The following is a 22,096-nucleotide window of genomic DNA, read 5'->3' as shown; positions in this document are numbered from 1 at the left end:
ACAAATCCACGGTGAAAATCCCCAAGCCCTCCCATCGAATGAAAGGGCAAAAGTGGCCGACTTTTACGCCGCCCGCGACCGCACTGTGCCGCCGCTACCGTGGCCCAGTATTGCTCCGCCGTTCACACCATGACCTCGGCTTGCTGCTCCTCGGTCGGGGCATCCTCGGCGGCAAAGCTGATCACCCCCGCGCGGTAGGTCCACTGGTGGCGGCTGGCGTCGATCAGGGCCTCGGTGCGGTCAGGGTTGCCGCGCAAAACCTCTGGCAAGGGTTCGCGCGTGACAGTCACCGGCTGGCCGTCGGCATCGCGGATCAAGTCGCGGTTGTCGTCGTAGGCCAGCACCTTGTCCGCCACGAGGTAGCCGACGGGACCAGCACCCGTGCCTTTGCCGTTGCGGAAGAACTTGATCAGCATCGGCGCGCGGCCTCGATGATTTGGGCAAGCTGGCGTTCGATTGTCAGCAGGCGACGGGCAACGGTCAGCGCGTCAAGATCAACGCGGCCCGCGAGCATCGCGCGGTTCAGCCACCGAGCAATCTGGTTAAGGTTGCCCCCGATGCGCCCGACAGCCAGTATCAGGGCGGGATCAACGCGGGGGATGGGCTTGCGACGGCGCGCCTCGGTCAGGCCAAGCGCCTCGCGCAGAAGTGTCGCAGCGGGCAAGCCAGCGGCCTCGGCCTTGGCGCGCAACAGGGCCTTTTCTGCGGCGCTGCACCGAAAGACAAACGTCTCGGTCAGCGGTTCTTTGGTGCGGGCTTTTCCCGCGCCGGTGGGGTTCGAAGGGGAGGCCTGCCGCCCCTCGCAAGGTCCCGTGTCAGCAGCGCCAGCGTATGACATGGGTCGCCTTGCTGTTTGCTCTTCAGTGGGATCGGTTACGGTCATGATCCGAGGCCTGCGGCTTTGATTTGGGCCTGCGTCACCAGCTTTGAGGCAAGCAACGCCGTCACTTGGGTGCCCGTGATGTGTTTGCACATTGGGCTGCGATCACTGATCCAACAGGCCAGCCGCGCATGGTGATCGGCTTGCAGCGTTGCTGTGTTTTCTCGGACTTTCGCCTGCTTCTCGACATAGGCCTGCCAACGCCGCGACTGAAACCAGTTGTCGGAAAAGCAGACCTTGGAGCGGGTGAAACCTGCGCTGTCGGTGGCGTAGGCTTGGACGGCTAGCAACAAATCCTCCGGACTGATCCCTTCCTTCATGGCCTCGTCGATCTGGGCAAGGCAGGCCGCTTTGTCACGCAACCGGTCCGGCGGATAGGCTGCCAAAATTTTCTCAGCCTCTTCATCCGCCGCCGCCTCGCGCTTGCGCGTAGGTGGTTTATGGATGGTTTTAGGATGGTTTGGGGGCCGTGGTGGCCCCGGTACCCCGGCCACAGTGGCCCCCGTACCGGGTCCAGTCTGGACGGGGGCCACTGTGGACCCCGTCTCAATCTCCGGCTCTGCGGTCGGTTCCAACGCCTCTACCTTGGTCAAATCAATCCGGTAAACGACGGTGAAACCGTTTTTGCAGGTGCGTGCGCCGGTCTCGACTAGGATGCCTTCTTTAAGAAACTCCCGCACGGTCCGCTTAACCGTCGTCTCCCCCAGCTCGGTATGCCGCTGGATCGTGCCTTTGGAACACCAGATGCCTGAACCATCATCGCTCGCCTTATCGGCCAAGAACATGATGATCTGCTTGCGTGTTGCGCTGCCGAACCTCCGTTCCGCGCATGTGTTCGCGACCCGCCAGCTCATTGGAAGACCCCCAAAGGCGCAAAGACGTGCGAATTTTGTACAGGTTTTGTACGAGATTTCCGCCGTTTCGGGAGAATTCGGCGCGAAAGCTCACGGGACTTTCTGCAAACAACGGCAGAACCTCTTGCAAATAAGCCATATTTTTCAGGTGTTTTTGGTGACCCCGGCAGGATTCGAACCTGCAACCTGCCCCTTAGGAGGGGGCTGCTCTATCCAGTTGAGCCACGGGGCCAGTTAGCACTGTTCGCATGAACGCTTCGTATTCACCCGTAGTCGGAGAGTGCTCAGAAAATCAAGGCCGGATTTGGCGTTGACATCCTTTATAGAAGCAGGCCGCACTATTCAGCAGAGCGTAGGAGCATCTACAACGACCGACTGACCCAAGTTTACCACGCTTGTCATCGGATTCGCCATTCGAATATTCAAATCAACGAAACGCTTATCACAAAGCCTACCTTGGCATGAACGCAGTGAATTGTCGCTGGCACGCGTGTGACTTGCACTAATCGCGCGGCCCGGCGTATCGTGATTTCAAATAAACAAAAGGACGCCTCCAACGTGACATCAGACGATCACCGCCCGCTTACCCTGCGCGACGTATCCGAGGCTTCGGGCGTTTCAGAGATGACCGTCAGCCGTGTGCTGCGCAACCGTGGAGATGTCAGCCAAGCCACACGCGAGAAGGTGTTGGAGGCCGCAAAGGCGCTTGGCTACGTGCCAAACAAGATCGCCGGAGCACTTGCGTCTCAACGAGTTAACCTGGTGGCTGTGATCATCCCCTCGCTGCGCAACATGGTATTCCCCGAAGTCATGTCTGGCATCTCGCGCGTGTTGGAAGAGACGGAGTTGCAACCAGTGGTCGGCGTAACGGACTATCTGCCGGAGAAGGAAGAGCGGGTCCTTTACGAGATGCTATCGTGGCGGCCGTCTGGCGTGATCGTTGCCGGGTTGGAGCATACGGATGCCTCGCGCGCCATGCTCAAGGCCAGCGGTATTCCAGTGGTGGAAATCATGGACACCGACGGTACGCCCATCGACAGTGCTGTCGGCATTTCGCACCGTCGCGCTGGACGCGAAATGGCGCGGGCGATCCTCAAACAAGGCTATCAGAGAATCGGTTTCATGGGCACGAAGATGCCACTGGACCACCGCGCGAGAAAGCGGTTCGAAGGCTTCACCGAAGCGCTTGCAAAGCATGGCGTCGAGATTGCCGAACACGAATTCTATTCCGGCGGATCTGCCTTGGCAAAAGGTCGAGAGATAACGAAGGCGATGCTGGAACGTGATCCTGAGCTGGATTTTCTATATTATTCAAACGACATGATCGCCGCAGGTGGCCTTTTGCACTGCCTTGATGCCGGGATCGATGTGCCAGGCCAGATAGGGCTCGCGGGTTTTAACGGCGTTGAACTGTTGGACGGCCTGCCCAAACAATTGGCCACCATGGATGCTTGCCGCACCGAGATCGGCACCAAAGCGGCTGAAATCATTGCGGCACGGGTCGAAAATCCGAACGCCGAATTGGAAAAAGTGGTGGAATTGACTCCCAAGCTGACGCTTGGCGACACACTGCGGCGACGCTGAACGCCGCTGCTGGTGCCCTGCCCCGGACCTAGAGGTAATTTAGAAGCAAAGACGCGTCAGGCGCCGCGTAATTTTTCGATGACAGCCACCGCTTTTGCGACCGCATCGCTAATGCTCATTTCGGTCGTGTCGAGCATAAGCGCGTCCTCCGCCGGCTTCAGCGGCGCATCGGCGCGATTCATGTCCCGTTCGTCGCGGGCACGCAAATCGTCCAGCACCTCAGCCTCGGTCACATCGAACCCGCTGGCGCGCAGCTCAGCGCAGCGGCGGTGGGCCCGAATTTCCGGCGCTGCAATCACAAAAAGCTTTGCCTCGGCGTCGGGACAAATCACGGTGCCTATATCGCGCCCGTCCAGAACGGCACCGCCATCGCGACGTGCGAAGGCACGTTGAAAATCCACCAAGGCCGCGCGCACCTCAGGGATTGCCGCAGCCTTTGATGCGGCTTGCGCCACGTCGGCATGCCGAAGAGACGGGTCATCCAGACGGTCAGGTGTCAACATCTCGGCCGCTTTCAGCGGTGCCACGCCATCGAGCATCTGCCGCCCGACAGCACGGTACAGCAGTCCCGTATCCAGATGGAGAAAGCCGAAGTGCGCCGCTACAGCGCGGGCGATGGTGCCCTTGCCGCTCGCTGCTGGTCCGTCAATAGCAACTGCAAAGCTCATGTCGTCCTCCGTCTCGGGTGTGCTGATTAGCAATGCCTGTGCGAAAGGGGAAGTCTCAGCGTCGCCATTGGCGAAAATCCCTCACGAGCAATGCACCCGTCACCAACGTGTACAGCACGATTTTGATTTGAGTGATCACAGAAATTGACACAGCGCCGAGAAGCTGCGGGTAAGCCGCCATGTCGGACGGAAGGCTACGGCCCATGGCCCAATCCAGCGCCTCTTGCAGGAGCACGTTCTCGGCCAGATCGAAGGCCAGGACGGCCCCCGCAACGGCCAACCCAAGCGTGCGCTGCGCGGGAAACCCACGCACGACCCAAAACCCCCACAACCCCATGAACACCAGATCGAGCCGCAAAATGTTTCGGTAAAGGCCGCCTCGTCCGGCTTCACTCAGTACCCTGCCAAATTGGGTCAGCGCAGCCTCGTCGTAGCCCCACGACACCTGCGGGAGAAAGTGCACGTCTGTCAGCGTCGCGATCTTGTAATGCAACAGGACAGACATCGCCGCAAACACTGCCAAAGCGCCCAATCCGGCGCAGAGGCGGGGTTTGCGGCGAAGGATCATGTTCTTTCGATGCGTGCGCCGAGATCGCCCATCAGCCCTTCGAAAATCGGGAAGGACGTGGCGATGGGCTGGCCGTCATCCACCGACATTGGCTTATTCGAGCTCATGCCAAGGATCAGAAATGCCATGGCGATGCGATGGTCAAGAAAGGTCTGTGCAGTATAGCCACCCGGCACATTCCCATGGCCAAGGCCGTGCACCGTCCACCAATCTTCGCCTTCGTCCACCTGCAGGCCTGCGCCGCGCAGGCCGCGCGCCATGGCATCAATGCGGTCGGATTCCTTGACGCGCAGCTCTTTCACGCCGGGCATGTGGGTTTTGCCTTCGGCGAAGGCCGCGACCACCGACAGGATCGGATATTCGTCGATCATGCTGGCCGCGCGCTCTGCGGGGACTTCGATCCCCTTGAGATCAGGAGAAAACTTTGCCCGCAGGTCAGCTACAGGTTCGCCCCCCTCCTCGCGCATATTTTCAAAGGTCAGGTCGGCGCCCATGTCCTGCAGTGTAAAGAACAGCCCGGCACGTGTCGGATTCAGGCCGATGTTTGGAACCAGAACGTCTGACCCTTCGACAATCAGCGCCGCGCAGACCGGGAAAGCTGCCGAGGACGGGTCACGAGGCACAATGATCGTTTGCGGCGTGAACTCAGGGCGGCCCTGCAACGTGATGACCCGGCCTTCGGGGCTGTCCTCGCTGGTGATCGTCGCGCCAAAGCCCGCCAGCATACGCTCGGAATGATCGCGGGTGGCTTCGCGTTCGATCACCACGGTTTCACCCGGTGCGTTCAGCCCGGCCAGAAGCACAGCGGATTTCACCTGCGCTGACGGCACCGGGGTCGTATATGTAACAGGCAACGGATCACGGGCCCCGACGATGGTCATGGGCAGACGCCCGCCGGAGCGGCCATGCGCCACAGCCCCGAACAACGCCAGCGGATCGGTGACGCGTGCCATGGGACGCTTGTTCAGCGAGGCGTCGCCGGTAAACGTTGCCGTGATCGGAGACGTCGCCATCGCCCCCATGATCAACCGCACACCGGTACCGGAGTTGCCGCAGTCGATCACGTTCTCCGGCTCAAGGAAGCCGCCGACACCCACGCCATGCACATGCCACGTGTCGCCCGTTTTTTCGATCTGCGCGCCAAAGGCCTGCATCGCCTTGGCGGTGTCGAGAACATCTTGACCTTCGAGCAGGCCAGTCACCTTTGTTTCGCCGATCGTCATCGCGCCAAGGATCAGAGAACGGTGCGAAATCGACTTGTCGCCGGGCACATGCGCCTCGCCGTTCAGCGGACCAGCGCGGTGAGAGGTCATCGGAATCGGGTCACCATGGGCGGACATGCGGGCCTCCTGTCAAAGCATTTCTGCCTGATACCGCGCGCATGGGCTGGCGTCCATGCCTCCTAAGGCCGTCCGGAATCCCTGAGTTACGTCAGATCAAAAGCTGCGCCGCACGCGAGGGCATTATCATCCAACCAAGCACATTTTTAATGCGCGACTTTCAATTTCATTTTCAACCATTCGTTCAAGGGGAGCCAAATGCTCGACGTCCTTCAGACGACCGATGTTTACATGGCCATCGGGCTCATCGGAACCTTCACATATGTCTTTAAATATACGCTGCTGTCGCTTGGCTGGCGCAGCCATGCCGTCGCCGATCGTAAATTCCAATCTGCCCGCGCTCATGATCCAGTCGTTCTACTGTTTATGAGCCTTTGGGCGATTGACCAGCCGTTGCGCCGTCGCCTGACGATACGCAAAAGCCCCCCGCCTTTGAACCATGCGGTGCTCTTGCGGACCACTCCCGAGTGGCGGCGGGTGCCGCGTATGGCTCAGAGGCGACGGAAGGTCAGATAATGCGGAGTGCGGTCTTCACGCAGCGCCTTTTGCTCGTAGCGCGTCGATATCCAGTCGGACCAAGGCGTTCGCCAGTCCTCAGGACACTCGGCGCGCCACTCGAAACCTGCCTTCGGCACCTCGATCAGCGTTTGACGGACGTAGTCAGGTATATCGGTGGCAACCCGGAACTCGGCACCTGGTTTCAGCACCCGCGCCAGCGGCTCAAGATGTTCTTGCGTTACAAACCGTCGACGATGGTGGCGCTTCTTCGGCCACGGATCAGGATACAGGAGAAATGCTTTGTCGAGGCAGGCCGTGGGCAGCACATCGAAGAGATTGCGCACATCGCCAGGATGCACATTCAGGTTGGTTGCCTCTGACTGCCGGATCTTGCCCAGCAGCATGGCGACACCATTCATATAGGGCTCGCAGCCGATGATATGGGCTCCGGGGTACGTCACGGCCTGATGTACAAGGTGCTCCCCGCCGCCAAAGCCTATTTCCAGCCAAAGCGGCTTGCCCTCGGTCAGCGCCTCAATGTCCAGCGGAAGCCGGTCCGGGTTCACGTCCCAGTCCACCGCGCCCGGCGAAAGCGCATCAAGGTCCTCCTGCAGGTAAGTCTCCTGCGAGGCTTTCATGGTCTTGCCTCTGATCCGGCCATAGAAATTGCGCCAGGGGGCATCGGGGTGCTTGTTCGACGTGGTCATGGGCGCGGCTTTAGCGCGCAAGGCTTTTCGGGGCAATCCCTCAGGGTGCGATCAGGTGCGTTCGGGGAGACCTACCCATTGCTGTCGCCCCTACCGCCCGCGGCGAGGATACGATCGATCACTGGAGTGATTTGATACGCAAAGATCACGCGGTCAGGCCTAAGGCTGTTTAGACACACCAGCGGCTGTATCGACTGGTCACACATGCCCGAAAGCGCGCCAGCAAAATTCAGCGGGTTGGTCCTCCAATCGGCTGCCACGATTGTCCCCGGCCGAAACAGGCCGAGGAAAACCAAGATCCAATCAAAGGTTCGCTTGCAAAAACCCCTGCAAACCCTGCCAAGCCCCCTGGTCGGCGTCCAGATCATAGTCGTTTGACCCAAATACGGTAAAGCTGTGCCGCGCCCCGCCAAAAACTTCTGCCCCATGCGCGACCCCAGCCGCCTGCAACTGGTCAAGCAGCGCGGCCAGCTCACCCATGCCCGACACAGGGTCAGCAGAGCCGTGGAACAGCATCACCGGGGCGGAGGTCTGGCTGTAATCCTGCCCTTCCGGGGTGCCCAACCCGCCGTGGAAACTGACGAAACCGTCAAGGTCCGCGCCAGCGCGCGCAGCTTCCAGAACCGCCGCGCCGCCAAAACAGTAGCCGGTCATGACCATGCCACCGGTCGCACCGGGAATATTCCCGGCCTCTGCGATGGAGCCCATCAGCCTTTCGCGGAACGTCTCCCGATCCTCGTAAAGCGCGCCGGACAGCGCCAGGTTTTCCTCAGTGCTTTGCGGATCTTCGTCTGCTCCATAGACATCAATGGCGAAAGCAGTGTAGCCCAACTCCGCCAGCATTTCAGCGCGCCGCTCCTCGTATTCCGTCATGCCGTCCCAGTCATGGACGATCAACACCGTCCCCTTCGGCTCAATCGCGGTGTTGGTGGCCACGTACCCCTCAAAGGTTTTGTCGCCTACGGTGTACTGATGGTAATCGGCAAAAATCTCTGCCTGCGCTGTGCCTGCGCTCAGCAGAATGGCGGCGAGCGTCGGTGTCGTAAAACGGCGGATCATGGTGCATCTCCCTTGCGTCTGTCCGTGATCCACTAAGCTAGCGCCAACCCCATAAAGAAAAGGCGCCCCTGTCCCGGAGCGCCCTTCGCTTTTGGTTTTTCAAAAGAGTCAGATCGCTTTCTTGAGCGCCTCTGCCAGATCGGTACGCTCCCAAGAGAACCCGCCGTCTGCTTCCGGCGCGCGCCCAAAATGGCCGTAGGCCGCCGTGCGTGCGTAGATTGGCTTATTCATGTCAAGATGCGTACGAATGCCGCGCGGCGTAAGGTCGATGACTTTGGGGATCGCCCTCTCGATCGCGGCGGCGTCCACCTCGCCCGTGCCGTGGGTGTCGACGTAGATCGACAAGGGCTTGGCCACGCCGATTGCGTAGGACAGCTGTACCGTTGCGCGCTCTGCCATGCCAGCCGCGACGATGTTCTTGGCAAGGTAGCGCGAAACATAGGCTGCTGAGCGGTCCACTTTGGTCGGATCCTTGCCGGAAAATGCACCGCCGCCGTGCGGGGCTGCGCCACCGTAGGTATCAACGATGATCTTGCGACCGGTCAGACCCGCGTCCCCGTCAGGTCCGCCGATGACGAATTTGCCCGTGGGATTCACATGCCAGATCGTGTCCGCGTTCACCCAGCCCTCTGGCAGCACTTCGAGGATGTAAGGCTCGACAACAGCACGCACATCGGCGCTTGTCATGCTCTCGTCCAGATGCTGCGTCGACAAAACGATGGAGGTCACGCCCACGGGCTTCCCCCCGTTGTATTGCACGGTCAGCTGAGATTTCGCATCGGGACCAAGTGTCGGTTCCGTCCCGTTCTTGCGCACCTCCGCCAGGCGCTTCAGAATCGCATGGCTGAACTGGATAGGTGCGGGCATCATGGCGTCGGTTTCGTTCGTGGCGTAGCCGAACATGATGCCCTGATCACCAGCGCCTTCGTCACCCTGCTCGCCCGTGACACCCTGCGCGATATGCGCAGACTGTTCGTGCAACAGGTTGGTGACTTCCACCGTCGCGTGGTGAAACTTCTCCTGCTCGTAGCCGATGTCCTTGATGCAGGCACGAGCGATCTCGTCGATCTTGCCCATGTATTCGGCCAGTTTTGCCTGATCCGTCAGGCCGACCTCGCCGCCGATGACCACGCGGTTCGTGGTGGCAAAGGTTTCGCAGGCGACACGCGCCAGCGGATCCTCAGCCAGCAAGGCGTCGAGCACAGCATCGGAAATGCGGTCACACACCTTGTCAGGATGCCCTTCCGAGACGGACTCGGAGGTGAAAACGTAGTTCTGTCGGGACATGGGGGTGCTCCATTGGTGTTTACCGTCACGCCAGGAAGCCGTTGTGACGGAGATTGTTGGACCGGGAACCGGCCTTCAATTGGCCTACGCTCGGGAACTGTCTCGGTCAACGGATTTCTCCGCTCGCTCTCGTCGCAACGCACGCAGAAGAAGACCGGTGAGGAGGAAAAGCATTACAAGAACAGGCAAATCACCGTGCCTGCTGTATGCCGTCACACGCATAGGTGGAGGCAACCGCGCATCGAGATACCCCGCCTCATTTAAGGGAAGTTCCTCTAGAATGCGTCCTGCCCCGTCGATCACCGCTGATACGCCGGTGTTGGCGGCACGGAGCATTGGCAGCCCCTGCTCAATGGCACGGATGCGCGCCTGTGCAAGGTGCTGGTAGGGGCCGGAGTAATCCCCGAACCACGCATCATTGGTAATTTGCAGCAACATCTCGGGCCGCGCAGGTGCGTCTCGCACATCTTGGGGGAAGACCGCCTCGTAGCAGATCAATGGCAAGGCTCGCCCCAAGGCGCCAAGGTCCAACAGTTCCGGGCCACTGCCGGATGTGTATCCGCCTTCGGCCCGCGCTGCCAAACCGGCGATATTGAGGCGGGAAAACAGCGCCTTGGCAGGCATGTACTCTCCGAACGGCACCAAGTGATGCTTGTCGTAAACGTGTTTGAGTTGCCCACCCGGCCCCATTAGCGCAAGCGTATTGTACCAGCGCCCCTCGTCCTCACGCTGAAGGCCCACAACCACTTGCGCGTCACCCGCCAATTGGCTCAGCGTGCCAAGCGCATCTCCCGCCTGATGCAGCAGCATGGGCAATGCGGTTTCCGGCCAGACGATAAGATCAGGCGCGGGTGCGCCTTCCGGACGCGCAGCTGTGAAATCCATCTGGCGCTGGTAATACACCGGCACCATGTCGCGCCGCCATTTCAGATGCTGCGGTGCGTTCGGTTGGAGCAGCCGCACGATGGGCCGCCCATCCAAATCCTGCAACGGTGGTGTCAGCGCCGTACCGCCCCCAAAAAGCACCAGCAGCACAGTCGCCCCAAGGATCGCTGGCAAAGCGCGCGGCGCTCCGATGACCCGGCACGGAATGGCAACCCCCAGCAGCGCCGCAGCGCTGAAGGTGAAGAATGTCAAGCCATATGGACCGACGACCGACACCCACTGAACGGGCGACACCGGAAGCCACATGTAACCCACGAGCCCCCACGGGAAGCCTGTCAGAACATAGCCGCGCGCCAATTCCGCAGCGGTCCATGCCAACACCAATGCCGCTACCCCTCGGCGCGGAACCTGCGCTGCACCCCAGAACGCCAGCGCCCAGAACAGCGCCAGTCCACCTGCCAAGCCGAAAAGACCAAAGGGCGCCATCCAGCCTGTCTCTGCTGCGTCGACCATAAAGGGCTCGACAATCCAGCCCATGGAAAAGCCGAAATATCCAAGACCGACCATCCAGCCGGTGCCTGCCGCCTGAACGCCGCGGGGCGCGACCTGAAACAGCCAGAACGCCCCGACCAGTCCGACGAAAGCGAGGTACCACATGTCCCAAGGGGCGGCGGCGCTGCCCATGGCAACGCCTGCGCCGAGCGCCAAGGGCAAGCGCGCCCAGCGCGGCAGCGCAAAGAGGCGCGGCTCGGGCATAGGGTTAGTCGCGACCTGCGGTGCTGCCGCTCGACTGCGGTTCTGTCAGCTGTGCGGAGGATTGCGGCTCTTGCGGAACAGGGGTTTGAGAGGCCTCCGCCCCAGCGCGCGCGGCAGCACGTGTGGTCCCCGGCAGGCGGACGCGTAGCCGCTTGATCCGACGAGGATCGGCGTCCACCACCTCCAGCTCGACCCCGGCAGGATGGCGCACCATCTCTCCGCGCGCAGGCACTCGGCCCGCCAGCATGAAAATAAGACCGCCCAGCGTGTCGATCTCTTCCTCGTCGATATCCTCGTGCTGGGTCAGATCAAAGCCCAGCTCGGCCTCGAATTCCTCCAACGGGGTCTTGGCGAGCGCCAGCCAGCAGCCGGGACGTTCCTTCACCCATGTCTGATCATCGTCGGTGTCGTGCTCGTCCTCGATCTCGCCGATGACTTGCTCAATCAGATCCTCAATCGTCACCAGGCCATCAGTGCCCCCGTATTCGTCGATCACCAGCGCCATATGCCGACGCTCCGTCTGCATTTTCGTCAGCAGAACGCCGATCGGCATGGACGGCGGCACATACAACAAAGGCCGTAGCATTTCGCGAAGATTGAAGTCATCGCTCTCGCCGTTGAAGCCATAGGCCAAGGCGAAGTCCTTCAGGTGAGCCATACCCACGGGTGTGTCGAGCGTGTTTTCATAGACAGGCAACCGGGTCATGCCGCTTTCGCGGAAAACCTGCACCAGATCGTCCTTCGTGATTGTATCAGGAACCGCGACGATGTCTGCCTTGGGGATGGACACATCCTCAACCCGCATCCGGCGGAGGTTCACCATGCCATGAGTCTGCACAGGTGCACCTGTTTCGCTTCGTGACATGAGCTCGCCGTCCTCATCTTCTTCTTCGCGCGGCGAACGCCCGAAGATTCGGCTCAAGAAGCCGCCTTGCTCTGTCAGTTGGCCATCGTCGTGGCCGTTTACATCCATTAGCGCGCTACGCGCCGCATTAGACGAATCGTCGTTGTCGCCCATCAATCCATACCAGTCACGAGCCATGTGGCCCATCGATCTCCCTATATGGGTCTTTCAGACCGAGATTGCCAAGTATCTCGACCTCAAACCCTTCCATTAGCGTGGCATCTGCATCACGGATATGGTCATACCCCAGAAGATGTAAAACCCCGTGAACCAATAAATGCGTCACGTGGTCACTCTCAGGCTTGTGCTGTTCGGCGGCTTCCCGCGCGCAGGTGTCATACGCAAGCGCCAGATCGCCCAGATGATGCGGCTCGCCTTCCAATTCCGGCTCTGGCGCGAATGGCGCTTCACCCGCTTCGTCCGCTGCCAAATCCTCTGATGGCCAAGACAGAACATTGGTCGCGCGGGGCTTGTCCCGAAAATCTGCGTTCAACACCGCGATCCGTGTGTCATCGGACCCCAGAACCGCGATCTCGAACGCCTCGGGATCGAATCCCAGATGCCGCAGCGTCGCCAACGCGGCACGCTCTGCCAGACGGTCAAGGCCCGCGGCCTGCCAGCGGTCGTCTTCGCAGAGGGTTTCTGTCAGCATGTCGGTCTCCGGACTGTAGCAGCGCCCGTGCTACCCACTTTACTCAATCGGGTCCATGACTTCCATCTCTGCTTCGATTTGGTCCGGCGGCAAGTCGCCGTCGCCCGGCAATGACAACAACGCCATAAGCGCCGCGCCACCTTCGCTTGGCACCTGGACAAAACTGTCGTCAGCGCGGGTCTCGAAGGTCAGCGACTCTTCGGCCTCCTCGCCCGTTTCGAAGTGGGTGACGCGGGTGATCTCATAGAAATGATCCTCGTCGCGGTCCCATGCGTCGTCGCGTGTGGGCGTGAACCAGTCTTGTGTATCCACCTCTCCGGTGGCCCTGTCGATGGTGAACAATTGTGAATCTTCACCCGCAAGACTGAAGAAATCTATTCCGCTGTCTGGCGCTGGGTCCGGCTCAGGATCTGGTTGCGGCTCCGCAGGGTCTGGATTGGAAATCGGGTCGGCAGGCGCGTCGCTCGTCAGACTCACCAGACCTTCCGCTGTTGTTTCAAAGGTCAGATCCTCCGTTACAGTCGTTCCGTTCTCATCGGTTGCGACGCGGGTCACTTGGTAGACGTGATCCTCATCGTGGTCCCAGGCATCGTCAAGGGAAGGTGTGAACCACGCTTCAGGCGCAATCTCTCCGCTGTTGGCGTCGATGGTAAACAGGAAGCTGTCCTCGCCCTCAAGGCTGTACACCACGTTGCCAAGGGGCATCGTAGGGTCCACGGGGTCAGGCCCTCCCGGCTCCGGTTCCACAGGGACAGGGGGGATCGGGTCGGGATCAGCCGGATCGTCTGCAACAGGCGCCAACTGACCCTCCGCCACTGTCTCAAAGAGCAGCGTTTCTTCCGTACGTGTGCCGTCATCTGCCACGAAGACCCGCGTCACCTCGTAGATATAATCGCTATTTTGATCCCACGCGTCGCTCTGCGAGGGCACGAACCAGTCCTTTGGCGTAATCGCTCCGGTACTGCCGATATTGAACAGGAACCCATCGGGTCCGGCCACTTCATAGCCTCCCCCGCCCTCCGCCGGCCCGGCTGGTTCGTCCGGCGCCTCGACAACCGGATCTGCCAGGGTCCACGGGGTGTCAGGATCGACCTCGGTCACACGGTCCACATATTGCCGACCGGTCCAGTCGAGATAGACCTTCGACAGCGTTCCGTCGCTTTCCCAAACTCCCGGGTCGTGCTCGGCATAAGCCTCCATAATAGCGAGCGTCCGGTCGGCCTCAGCCTCAGACAAATTGGCCGGCATATCCTTTGAGGCGTACTGCACATACTGTGTCACGGTGAAACTGTCGGCGTCATAGCCCGCCAAAGCTTCTTCCGCGAATTCGGTGACGTTGACGTGGTCGGTATGCTCGCCCACAGCATTGTCGCCATCGGCGATTTGCAGGCGCACCTGCGTTGGAGCATGCAGGTCGAGGAGCGCAGTCAGCGTCTCCACCAAATCGGCGCGAGTGTATGTGACGCTCTCGTCGACGGCGGTCACAGTGTTCAGCGTTCCCTCTTCAAGGCGGGCGAGCTGCTGCTCTTGGTCGGGCGTCAATGACCCCCCGCCATCCGGCAACCGCAGAAAGTAGAGACGCACATCAGAGAGACCTTCGGGATGGCTGCTCACGACCTCGATGCTGCGGCCGTTGATGTCGAGCTGAATCGCCTCGTCCACCCATGTATCCACGCCAGTCATCACAGAATAGGCGGCCTTTGCACCGTCTTCCCGTCCGCCCCAATACGCCGGCCCAAGCCCCGCGTCTCCTGCGGTCACAAATATGGTGGTGTTCGCCTCCCCCGCTGAGAGGCTCGCGTCAATGTCCGGGTTCATGAACAAGATGTCGTCGTCCTGATGGGCGACGATGGAGACCGCGCCTCCTCTAGACAATTCCGGCATGAGCAGATCCTCCGATGAGGCTCTGAAATTGAGCCCTACACGCAAGGATAGTACCGCAAATTTACCAAGACTGATAATAACGTCAGCCTGACACGGAAAATCTAAGAAAAATGAGGACAGCCCACCACATTTCGGCCAACCGTCGCCGGCACGGCAACAATGCTATCGGGAAACCGAATCATCCCTATTGAAACGACTTGCGCCCCCACCCGTCAGGCAGAGGCGCATTGCCGTTTAAGAGTAGCATATTACGCCTGCGTGTCGCCCTCATAGGCTTCGATGATCGCGGCGACCAGCGGGTGACGGACAACATCCTTTGCCGTGAAGTAATTGAACGATATTCCCGGCACATGGGACAACAGACGTTCCGCATCGGCAAGTCCCGACGGCACGCCACGCGGCAGGTCGGTCTGTGTGCGGTCGCCGGTGATGACCATGCGCGACCCTTCGCCCAACCTCGTCAGGAACATCTTCATCTGCATGGTCGTGGCGTTCTGCGCCTCGTCGAGAACCACGAACGCATTCGACAAGGTCCGACCGCGCATGAAGGCCAGCGGAGCGATCTCGATCGTCTTTTCTTCGCGCATTTTCGCTTGTTGCTTGCCAGGCAGGAAGTCGTTCAGAGCATCCAGAAGCGGCTGCATATAGGGATCAACCTTTTCCTCCTGCGTGCCAGGCAGAAAGCCAAGCCGTTCGCCCGCCTCGACCGCCGGACGACACAGAATGATTTTGTCCACCGCGCCGGTAATCAGCATGTTCACGCCAACGGCAACGGCAAGATAGGTTTTGCCGGTGCCTGCTGGCCCGATCCCGAACGCCATCTCATTCTCGAACAGCGACCTGACATAGGCCTTCTGCGCGTCCGTGCGTGGCTCGATCAGCTTCTTCCGGGTCTTGATCTCGACCTTGCCGCCGGTGAACATCTCAAGCTGCTCGTCGGGCTCTTCATGGTCTTGCAGACGGAACTCCCGGTCGATGTCGCCACGTTCCACCGCACGACCGTTTTCCAATCGGTCATACAGCGCTTCAAGCACCTCACGGGCACCGCTCACCGCATCTTCGGGGCCGTGCACCGCAAGCTGGTTGCCACGGCGCAGGATCTGCACCCCGGTGCGCGCTTCGATGTCGGTAAGGTTGCGATCGAATTCGCCACAAAGATCGATCAACAATCGGTTGTCGGGAAATTCAAGGATGGCTTCGGTCAAAAGGCCAGTGCTCAATACGCTCTCCTGCGCGAGTGTTGCGAAGACCGGAGGGGCCGTCGCTCCCTACTCCAGATATGGTGCCGCGTTGCCTTGTCCAACGCAAGGGGCCCGCTGCATTTGTCATCGCTCTGAAACACATCTGCCCAAAAAGAGACAGCCGCCCCGGGTGGGACGGCTGTCACGATGTCGCGATCCGGTTAAGATCAGAGGGGGTCGCCGATGATGCTTGTCGAACCCTGCTTGAAATTACCGACGGCAGTGGTCGGCGGGGCTATCCCCGAGCAGACCGGCTTGCCGTACTTGTCGAGACGGGCAGAGAGATAACCTTCGACGCCGTCGTCGATGATCCAGTGGTCACAGCCGTTCGGGTCAACCCAGATACCAGCGCGCATGCTGGACAGATCATCACTGTCGATGCCGCGGTCGATGGATTTGTCCGGACCGTAGGCGCCGACACCGTCTGCCAGCTCACAGCCGGCGAGCAGTGCGCCAGCGGTCAGCATCAGGGCGAGTTTTGCAATTTTCATGTCTCGGACCTTTTACTGAAAGCAGATGATTTCGACACGGCGGTTCTTCGCCATGCCAGTGGTGGAAGCGTTCGACGCCACGGGCATACGTTCGCCATAACCGCGCACATCGGTGATGTTCGCGCCGACACTGCGCGCGATTTTCGCCACAGCCAAGGCACGGTTATAGGACAGCTTGATGTTGTACTCATCGCTGGCGCGGCTGTCTGTGTGACCGGCAATCACATAGCCAACAGCAGGTGAGGAGCGGAAGAAGTCCGCGATCCGCGCCTTGCCGGCGGGTGAGATTTTGTAGCTGTCAGTGGCAAAGAACTGGTCAGTGTTCATCACGCCGCAAGTGTTGGAACGGTGGCATTGCGGGATACCCTTACGATCGACGTGCGGGCTCATGTAGCCTTCGACGCCATCGTCCATAACCCAGTGTTCGCAGCCATCGGGATCGACCCAAATGCCAGGAATATACTGCTCACCGCGAACTGTACGGGTGTTCTGAGTTGAAATAAATGCTTCGTTATGCTCGGCCCCAGCTGCAACGGCCGGTGCGGCCGCCGTCAGACATGCGAGAGCTGTCAGCGCAATTGCGCTGAGGGCCTTGGTGATACGTGTCGCCACAGGCTCTGTCCCTTAACTGTTGTTTCCCCCAACGCGGCTCCAAATTGGCAGCGGGCCGCGCTAATTAACTGTAATCAACAGTTTAAGGATTCCGATCGTTAAGGGAAGGATGAATCCACAGAGTTTGTACCGATTTCGGAAACAGTTCCCACTATATCTTGTGTTTTGTGTGGACAACCGGAGGTTTTCTGACTCGTCAAAGGCTTCGACGCCATACTTAAGACGAAAGAAGCACCCCTTCCAGACTATTCGTTTTACTCGACTCGATTCGAATTTTCGCCAAATCACCCACTGCGATTCTGGACCCGCCCTGCCCGTCCGACGTGTCGACGTGCACAGCATGCAGATATTCGGATTTGCCGACCATCTGTCCGGCTTGCCGTCCAGGCTTCTCAAATAGAACCTGCACCTCACGCCCCACCATGGCATCCTGAAGCGCGCGTTGCTGTTTGGTCAACAAGCCTTGAAGCCGCTGCAGGCGATCATCCTTCTCATCTTCAGGCACCTGAGGACGCTCAGCCGCCGGCGTGCCGGGACGTTCGGAGTATTTGAACGAAAACGCCGAACCGTATTCCACGGCCTGCACCAAATCCATGGTTGCTTGGAAATCCTCTTCGGTTTCTTCCGGAAATCCCACGATAAAATCGCCGGACATGTGCAAATCAGGGCGCACAGCGCGCATACGTTCAATAAGTTTGAGGTATTGCTCGGCCGTGTGCTGCCTGTTCATGCGCTTGAGGATCTTGTCTGATCCAGACTGCACCGGAAGGTGCAGATATGGCATCAGCTTCTCGCAATCGCCATGCGCCGCAATCAGGGCCTCATCCATGTCATTGGGATGTGACGTGGTGAAACGAATACGCTTCAGGTCATTTATCTTCGAAAGCTCGCGGATCAATCCGTCCAAGCCTGCGTCATGTCCATGATAGGCATTCACATTTTGCCCAAGCAGAGTGATCTCTCGTACGCCACGTTCAACCAGATCCTGTGCCTCCTGGATCACACGATCGGCAGGGCGGCTGACTTCGGCCCCCCGTGTATAGGGCACCACGCAAAAGGCGCAAAACTTGTCACAGCCTTCCTGCACGGTCAGAAAGGCGGTCGGGCCGCGCTTGGCCTTCGTCCGCCCCTTGAGGTGCTCGAACTTGTCTTCCTCGGGGAAATCAGTGTCGAGCGCCTTCGCTCCACCAGTCGCCTTTGCCGTCAGCTGCGGCAACTTGTGATAACTCTGCGGCCCGACCACGAGATCAACCAGAGGCTGGCGGCGCATGATTTCAGCGCCCTCTGCCTGCGCGACGCAGCCCGCAACGCCAATCTTCAAGTCCGGCTTTGCCGCCTTCAAACCCTTGTAACGCCCCAGTTCGGAATAGACCTTTTCGGCAGCCTTCTCCCTGATGTGACAGGTATTCAGCAGGATCATGTCCGCATCGTCAGGCGATTGCGTGACCTCATACCCCTCACCACCCATGGCCTCTGCCATGCGTTCGCTGTCATAAACGTTCATCTGGCAGCCATAGGTCTTGATATAGAGCTTCTTGGCGGTCATGGCGCGACTCCGATCCGGGGAACAAGGGCGGGAAATACCGCGAAACGCCCCCGGCTTGCAATGGGCACACTTTTCACCGATTCTTCACTAAAAGCGGAGATGACAGGCCAAGATGCAGTACGACTCCCTAGACGACTTCCTCAAACGCGGTCGCAGTGTTTTGGGCCATGGTCCAATCGCGCTTGTATTTGCCGAAGATGACGTGGAGTTGGCCACCACACTGCGCCACCATCGCCACTGCGGCTTTCAGGTGATCCTGTGTTTCGTGTCCAACCTGTACGACATGCCTGACGACCTGAACGGCAAAGTCCACCGCATAACATATGACGCCACAGACGATGGCGCGGTGCCCGCCGCAGTGAATGCCATCAACAACGCTGCGAGCGGCCAATGGGTATTCTACTGCTACAATGCGGAGTACCTGTTCTACCCCTTTTGCGAGACGCGCACCATCGGAGAGATGCTGTCATACCATGCAGAGGAACGGCGCGACGCCATGCTGACATACGTGGTCGACCTCTATGCAGGCGACTTGAGGCGTGTCCCAGATGCCGTCGATCTCGACGATGCACATTTGGACCGTTCCGGGTACTACGCCTTGGCCCGCCCAGACCCCGAAAACCGCAACCATCCCAAAGAGCGACAACTGGATTTTTTCGGCGGACTGCGCTGGCGATACGAAGAGCATGTCCCCGCGAAACGTCGCAAAATAGACCGCATTGCGATTTTCCGCGCGCGCGTCGGCCTGACTTTGCAGGAAGATCACACCTTCAACGATCAGGAATACAACACTTATGCCTGCCCTTGGCATAACAACCTCACGGCCGTTCTCGCGTCGTTCCGAACGGCAAAGGCTCTTAAACGCAACCCCGGCTCGACCTTTGATATCAAAACCTTCCACTGGCACAATTCCGTGCCGTTCGAATGGCACTCGCGGCAATTGCTGGACCTTGGCTTGATGGAACCCGGACAATGGTTCTAGCGAAAAGATGGGCGCCCGTCCGAAGCCATTGAGGCGGCTCGGTTGAAATATCCTGTGGCCTCTGGAATGCAGGTCACTTCCTTGCGTCCCAAAAACAACGGGTATCGGCGGCCGGCCCGCGATACCCGGTTGTATAATCTCAGTCAGTCGAGGTCTTCGGTCACGACCTGCTTGTCACGCACACCCAGTTCCGCCACTTCTCGGGGCATAGCTTCGACCATAGCGTCGGGTCCGCAGACGTAGACCATGTCACCTTTGACATCGACCATGTCTTTCAGAAACGATGCATCCACCTTGCCACGCGCATAGTCGCTGTCCGGTCGGTCAGTGACCGTGTAAACGGTTTTCAGACCCGGCATGGCGTCGAATTCATCTTTTAAAATAATGTCGGCTTCAGTTTGGTTGGAAAACACCAGCGTGTTTCCATCCAACGTGCCATTGTCCTGCAGCTTTTGACGAAGGATCGCGATAAAGGGCGTGACGCCAGCTCCGCCTGCAATGAAGATGCCGTCGCCTTTATCCTCGATCGCGCCCCACGGGTCTTCGATCAGAGCTTTGTCGCCAGCCGTCATCTTGCCTATCTGCTCGGTCACGCCATCATGTTCGGGATACGTCTTGATCACGAATTGCAGGGTGTCTTCGCCGGGCAGGCTGGTGAATGTGAAGGGACGCTTTTCCTCTCGCCAGCCATCTTTGTCGACCGCAAAATCAGTGGCTTGTCCTGGCTTGAACGCAAACCCTTCGGGCTTGTCGAACACCAGATGATACGTGTCTGGGGTTAGTGCGGCGATGGATTGCAGTGTCAGCGTATGTGTCATTGGAATACCCTCCGTTTCCCAATGAACGCCGGCCTTGGCTGCGGAGTTCCGGCTCAGCCACCGATCAGCGAACCATAGGTGCACAAGCCGCGATGCCCATCAGAGCGCTGCACCAGCGCCCCGTCCCGAAAGCGTGCGTGGACATAGCGCGGCCCATCCCCGAAGTCTCCGTAAGCATAGCTGCTGCAAGATTCGTCATAGTTCTGCGGATTGCGCTCGAACCCTGCTTCCATGCCCAGCGCGACCTCTGCCTCTGCCGCGGAGATGCCCAGCGCCAGTTTTTGCGCCACGCCGTCGTCCTTGCTACGGGCTGTCATCGGTTGATCGCCGGACTGACAGGCCGTCAGCGCAGCGAGCGCAATGGGCAGGAAGAAAGGCAGACGCATAGGAAATTCTCCGGCAGGTTGCCAGATGGGTACCATGGGACGCGGCGATTGCGAAGCCCGGAGGAACCCGATCAATCACCGATGCGCCGGATGGTGACCCGGCTTTGCGGCATGTCACTGACGATGGGGCGTTCCACGCGCTCCGATCCGCGCGCCGGAACGAAAGTGATTTTATCAGGCACGCGAATTGGCGTCGCCTGCGAGGGTGGAGTGAGTTTTGCCCCTTGAGCCGCAGCGGTGACGGCGTGAGTAGCCAGAGTATCAGGGTCCGCAGAGGGATCAGCATAGGCCACCTGCGCCTCTCGTCTGGCTTCCATTTCCGTGCGTATCACATCAAGCAGACCGGCTTGGAACTCGCGGCGCATTTCGCGTCCGCTTTCCGTGAACACCATCATTGCGGAGCCGGACAGGCTCAACGCCATGAAGATCAGCCGAAACACCCATCGGCGGTTGGCGCTGCGGTTCGCGCGTTTGGCCCGCTGTGCCCTCTTGGCAGCACGCTTATCCCGCTTGCCACCTGCAGCCGGCGCAGCGTCCAGAATGGCCTGCCTGAGTTCCTGTTCGGGTGTCATCGTTCGTTTCCTGCAACCAGTGCTTCGAGCATCCGCCCTTTGAAATGCAACCTCTGCATGAAAAAAGCCCAAAGCATGGCATGCTTCGGGCTTTTTCTGGCTATCGAAGTAGTTCGCGGTCTACAGGTTCTCGTACTGCGGCATCCCCAGCACATGATATCCACCGTCCACGCGGATCACCTCCCCCGTGGTGCAGGCAGCTGCATCAGAAATCAGGTAGACAGCCGTGCCGCCAACGGCCTCCAGCGTCGCATTTGAGCCCAAGGGCGCGTTCTGATCCGTGTGCTTGTAAGTCTTGCGCGCGCCGCCGATGGCCGCTCCTGCCAGCGTCTTCATCGGACCCGGAGAGATCGCATTCACACGTATCCCGTCCGCTCCAAGGTCATTCGCCAAATAGCGCGTGGTCGACTCCAGCGCCGCCTTGGCCACGCCCATGACGTTGTAATTCGGCGTCACACGGGTGGAGCCCATGTAAGTCAGCGTCAGCAAGGTGCCGCCTTCTGTCATAAGCGGATGCGCCCGACGCGCCACGTCCATGAAGGAATACACGGAAATATCCATGGAATTCCTGAAGTTGGCCCGCGAGGTATTCAAGATGCGGCCCGTCAACTCCGATTTGTCGGAAAATGCGATGGCATGCACTACGAAGTCCAAACGATCCCAACGCGCGCCAAGTTTGTCGAACGCCGCGTCGAGAGACGCATCGTCGGTCACATCCACATCAACCATGAAGTCGGAGCCGACCGAGGCCGCCAGCGGTTCCAGTCGCTTGCCGAAAGCCTCGCCCTGATAGGTAAAGGCCAGCTCGGCCCCGGCCTCGGCGCAGGCCTTGGCAATGCCCCAGGCGATCGAGCGTTCGTTCGCCACGCCCATCACAAGCCCGCGCTTGCCTTGCAAAGAAATCGTCATCAAAGCATTCCGT

The 22,096-nt window shown here is 59.7% G+C and carries 24 protein-coding genes, 1 tRNA gene and 1 riboswitch; of the genes, 2 read left to right on the top strand and 23 right to left on the bottom strand.

Annotated elements, in window-relative coordinates:
- Positions 1-122: 122 nt before the first annotated feature.
- The 4 genes from J4E08_RS21125 to J4E08_RS21110 form a co-directional block, all read right to left on the bottom strand.
- Positions 123-416, bottom strand: coding sequence for a hypothetical protein (locus J4E08_RS21125; protein WP_349540168.1), 294 nt, complete (start codon positions 414-416; stop codon positions 123-125).
- Positions 410-838 (bottom strand): plasmid mobilization protein, encoded by a 429-nt coding sequence (locus J4E08_RS21120; protein WP_349540167.1) that lies wholly within the window; start codon positions 836-838, stop codon positions 410-412. The genes J4E08_RS21125 and J4E08_RS21120 overlap by 7 nt, the downstream gene beginning before the upstream one ends.
- Before the next feature lie 41 nt (positions 839-879).
- The gene (locus J4E08_RS21115) at positions 880-1,665 is read right to left on the bottom strand and encodes a hypothetical protein (protein WP_349540166.1); all 786 of its coding nucleotides are present in this window, start codon (positions 1,663-1,665) and stop codon (positions 880-882) included.
- A 224-nt stretch (positions 1,666-1,889) separates the two neighbouring features.
- Positions 1,890-1,966, bottom strand: a tRNA-Arg gene (locus tag J4E08_RS21110).
- A 326-nt stretch (positions 1,967-2,292) separates the two neighbouring features.
- Here J4E08_RS21110 and J4E08_RS21105 point away from each other — a divergent pair.
- Positions 2,293-3,318, top strand: a complete 1,026-nt coding sequence (locus tag J4E08_RS21105; RefSeq protein WP_349540165.1) for a LacI family DNA-binding transcriptional regulator — start codon at positions 2,293-2,295, stop codon at positions 3,316-3,318.
- Between the two features lie 56 nt (positions 3,319-3,374).
- Here J4E08_RS21105 and J4E08_RS21100 read toward each other — a convergent pair whose 3' ends face one another.
- The 15 genes from J4E08_RS21100 to miaB all read right to left on the bottom strand — a co-directional run bounded on the left by J4E08_RS21100 (position 3,375) and on the right by miaB (position 18,416).
- Positions 3,375-3,986: a (d)CMP kinase gene (locus J4E08_RS21100; RefSeq protein ID WP_349540164.1), complete on the bottom strand. Its 612-nt coding sequence runs from the start codon at positions 3,984-3,986 to the stop codon at positions 3,375-3,377.
- 55 nt (positions 3,987-4,041) lie between these two features.
- Entirely contained in the window at positions 4,042-4,554 is a 513-nt protein-coding gene (locus J4E08_RS21095) for a hypothetical protein (RefSeq protein ID WP_349540163.1), read from the bottom strand.
- On the bottom strand, positions 4,551-5,894 hold the full coding sequence (gene aroA, locus J4E08_RS21090; protein WP_183969440.1) for a 3-phosphoshikimate 1-carboxyvinyltransferase: 1,344 nt from the start codon (positions 5,892-5,894) through the stop codon (positions 4,551-4,553). Before aroA ends, J4E08_RS21095 begins: the two co-directional genes overlap by 4 nt.
- Positions 5,895-6,020: 126 nt before the next feature.
- A complete protein-coding gene (locus J4E08_RS21085; protein ID WP_349540162.1) occupies positions 6,021-6,224 on the bottom strand; it encodes a hypothetical protein in 204 nt (67 codons plus the stop codon).
- 161 nt (positions 6,225-6,385) lie between these two features.
- Positions 6,386-7,099: a tRNA (guanine(46)-N(7))-methyltransferase TrmB gene (gene trmB, locus J4E08_RS21080; RefSeq protein WP_349540161.1), complete on the bottom strand. Its 714-nt coding sequence runs from the start codon at positions 7,097-7,099 to the stop codon at positions 6,386-6,388.
- Positions 7,100-7,402: 303 nt separating this feature from the next.
- Complete coding sequence (locus tag J4E08_RS21075) at positions 7,403-8,158, bottom strand: dienelactone hydrolase family protein (RefSeq protein WP_349540160.1); 756 nt, start codon at positions 8,156-8,158, stop codon at positions 7,403-7,405.
- A 108-nt stretch (positions 8,159-8,266) separates the two neighbouring features.
- A complete protein-coding gene (gene metK, locus J4E08_RS21070; protein ID WP_183969436.1) occupies positions 8,267-9,445 on the bottom strand; it encodes a methionine adenosyltransferase in 1,179 nt (392 codons plus the stop codon).
- A 5-nt stretch (positions 9,446-9,450) separates the two neighbouring features.
- A riboswitch (SAM-SAH riboswitch) is annotated at positions 9,451-9,498 on the bottom strand.
- 31 nt (positions 9,499-9,529) lie between these two features.
- Complete coding sequence (gene lnt / locus J4E08_RS21065; protein WP_349540159.1) at positions 9,530-11,086, bottom strand: apolipoprotein N-acyltransferase; 1,557 nt, start codon at positions 11,084-11,086, stop codon at positions 9,530-9,532.
- Positions 11,087-11,090: 4 nt separating this feature from the next.
- Positions 11,091-12,104 carry a hemolysin family protein gene (locus J4E08_RS21060; protein WP_349540172.1) on the bottom strand — a complete coding sequence of 338 codons (1,014 nt, stop codon included), beginning with the start codon at positions 12,102-12,104 and terminating at the stop codon, positions 11,091-11,093.
- Between the two features lie 13 nt (positions 12,105-12,117).
- A complete protein-coding gene (gene ybeY, locus J4E08_RS21055) occupies positions 12,118-12,642 on the bottom strand; it encodes an rRNA maturation RNase YbeY (RefSeq protein WP_349540158.1) in 525 nt (174 codons plus the stop codon).
- A 39-nt stretch (positions 12,643-12,681) separates the two neighbouring features.
- Positions 12,682-14,526 carry a PIG-L family deacetylase gene (locus tag J4E08_RS21050; protein ID WP_349540157.1) on the bottom strand — a complete coding sequence of 615 codons (1,845 nt, stop codon included), beginning with the start codon at positions 14,524-14,526 and terminating at the stop codon, positions 12,682-12,684.
- 248 nt (positions 14,527-14,774) lie between these two features.
- Positions 14,775-15,746, bottom strand: a complete 972-nt coding sequence (locus J4E08_RS21045) for a PhoH family protein (RefSeq protein ID WP_349540156.1) — start codon at positions 15,744-15,746, stop codon at positions 14,775-14,777.
- A gap of 188 nt (positions 15,747-15,934) precedes the next feature.
- Positions 15,935-16,258, bottom strand: coding sequence for a hypothetical protein (locus tag J4E08_RS21040; protein ID WP_183969427.1), 324 nt, complete (start codon positions 16,256-16,258; stop codon positions 15,935-15,937).
- A 12-nt stretch (positions 16,259-16,270) separates the two neighbouring features.
- Positions 16,271-16,870 carry an OmpA family protein gene (locus J4E08_RS21035; protein ID WP_183969425.1) on the bottom strand — a complete coding sequence of 200 codons (600 nt, stop codon included), beginning with the start codon at positions 16,868-16,870 and terminating at the stop codon, positions 16,271-16,273.
- A gap of 217 nt (positions 16,871-17,087) precedes the next feature.
- Positions 17,088-18,416 (bottom strand): tRNA (N6-isopentenyl adenosine(37)-C2)-methylthiotransferase MiaB, encoded by a 1,329-nt coding sequence (miaB, locus tag J4E08_RS21030; protein ID WP_349540155.1) that lies wholly within the window; start codon positions 18,414-18,416, stop codon positions 17,088-17,090.
- Between the two features lie 112 nt (positions 18,417-18,528).
- On the opposite strand from miaB, the gene J4E08_RS21025 reads away from it, so the two are divergent.
- On the top strand, positions 18,529-19,398 hold the full coding sequence (locus J4E08_RS21025) for a hypothetical protein (protein WP_349540154.1): 870 nt from the start codon (positions 18,529-18,531) through the stop codon (positions 19,396-19,398).
- A 143-nt stretch (positions 19,399-19,541) separates the two neighbouring features.
- Here the strand turns inward: J4E08_RS21025 and J4E08_RS21020 are convergent, their stop codons facing one another.
- From J4E08_RS21020 to J4E08_RS21005, 4 genes are all read right to left on the bottom strand, one after another.
- Positions 19,542-20,216 (bottom strand): ferredoxin reductase domain-containing protein, encoded by a 675-nt coding sequence (locus J4E08_RS21020; RefSeq protein WP_349540153.1) that lies wholly within the window; start codon positions 20,214-20,216, stop codon positions 19,542-19,544.
- Between the two features lie 53 nt (positions 20,217-20,269).
- Complete coding sequence (locus J4E08_RS21015) at positions 20,270-20,602, bottom strand: hypothetical protein (RefSeq protein WP_183969417.1); 333 nt, start codon at positions 20,600-20,602, stop codon at positions 20,270-20,272.
- 71 nt (positions 20,603-20,673) lie between these two features.
- The gene (locus J4E08_RS21010) at positions 20,674-21,174 is read right to left on the bottom strand and encodes a hypothetical protein (protein ID WP_349540152.1); all 501 of its coding nucleotides are present in this window, start codon (positions 21,172-21,174) and stop codon (positions 20,674-20,676) included.
- A 120-nt stretch (positions 21,175-21,294) separates the two neighbouring features.
- The gene (locus J4E08_RS21005; RefSeq protein WP_349540151.1) at positions 21,295-22,083 is read right to left on the bottom strand and encodes an enoyl-ACP reductase FabI; all 789 of its coding nucleotides are present in this window, start codon (positions 22,081-22,083) and stop codon (positions 21,295-21,297) included.
- Positions 22,084-22,096 lie beyond the last annotated feature (13 nt).

Origin of the sequence: Sagittula sp. NFXS13 (assembly GCF_040148795.1) — a bacterium.
GTDB classification, from domain to species: domain Bacteria; phylum Pseudomonadota; class Alphaproteobacteria; order Rhodobacterales; family Rhodobacteraceae; genus Sagittula; species Sagittula marina.
This window is presented reverse-complemented; position numbering and strand designations above follow the sequence as displayed.

Coding starts and splice junctions, on each gene's coding strand:
- J4E08_RS21015 (WP_183969417.1), bottom strand. CDS start 20,602: ATGCGTCTGCCTTTCTTCCTGCCCATTGCGCTCGCTGCGCTGACGGCC.
- J4E08_RS21100 (WP_349540164.1), bottom strand. CDS start 3,986: ATGAGCTTTGCAGTTGCTATTGACGGACCAGCAGCGAGCGGCAAGGGC.
- trmB (WP_349540161.1), bottom strand. CDS start 7,099: ATGACCACGTCGAACAAGCACCCCGATGCCCCCTGGCGCAATTTCTAT.
- J4E08_RS21005 (WP_349540151.1), bottom strand. CDS start 22,083: ATGACGATTTCTTTGCAAGGCAAGCGCGGGCTTGTGATGGGCGTGGCG.
- J4E08_RS21095 (WP_349540163.1), bottom strand. CDS start 4,554: ATGATCCTTCGCCGCAAACCCCGCCTCTGCGCCGGATTGGGCGCTTTG.
- lnt (WP_349540159.1), bottom strand. CDS start 11,086: ATGCCCGAGCCGCGCCTCTTTGCGCTGCCGCGCTGGGCGCGCTTGCCC.
- J4E08_RS21125 (WP_349540168.1), bottom strand. CDS start 416: ATGCTGATCAAGTTCTTCCGCAACGGCAAAGGCACGGGTGCTGGTCCC.
- J4E08_RS21120 (WP_349540167.1), bottom strand. CDS start 838: ATGTCATACGCTGGCGCTGCTGACACGGGACCTTGCGAGGGGCGGCAG.
- J4E08_RS21020 (WP_349540153.1), bottom strand. CDS start 20,216: ATGACACATACGCTGACACTGCAATCCATCGCCGCACTAACCCCAGAC.
- aroA (WP_183969440.1), bottom strand. CDS start 5,894: ATGTCCGCCCATGGTGACCCGATTCCGATGACCTCTCACCGCGCTGGT.
- ybeY (WP_349540158.1), bottom strand. CDS start 12,642: ATGCTGACAGAAACCCTCTGCGAAGACGACCGCTGGCAGGCCGCGGGC.
- J4E08_RS21115 (WP_349540166.1), bottom strand. CDS start 1,665: ATGTTCTTGGCCGATAAGGCGAGCGATGATGGTTCAGGCATCTGGTGT.
- J4E08_RS21060 (WP_349540172.1), bottom strand. CDS start 12,104: ATGGGCGACAACGACGATTCGTCTAATGCGGCGCGTAGCGCGCTAATG.
- J4E08_RS21040 (WP_183969427.1), bottom strand. CDS start 16,258: ATGAAAATTGCAAAACTCGCCCTGATGCTGACCGCTGGCGCACTGCTC.
- metK (WP_183969436.1), bottom strand. CDS start 9,445: ATGTCCCGACAGAACTACGTTTTCACCTCCGAGTCCGTCTCGGAAGGG.
- J4E08_RS21050 (WP_349540157.1), bottom strand. CDS start 14,526: ATGCCGGAATTGTCTAGAGGAGGCGCGGTCTCCATCGTCGCCCATCAG.
- miaB (WP_349540155.1), bottom strand. CDS start 18,416: ATGACCGCCAAGAAGCTCTATATCAAGACCTATGGCTGCCAGATGAAC.
- J4E08_RS21010 (WP_349540152.1), bottom strand. CDS start 21,174: ATGACACCCGAACAGGAACTCAGGCAGGCCATTCTGGACGCTGCGCCG.
- J4E08_RS21075 (WP_349540160.1), bottom strand. CDS start 8,158: ATGATCCGCCGTTTTACGACACCGACGCTCGCCGCCATTCTGCTGAGC.
- J4E08_RS21025 (WP_349540154.1), top strand. CDS start 18,529: ATGCAGTACGACTCCCTAGACGACTTCCTCAAACGCGGTCGCAGTGTT.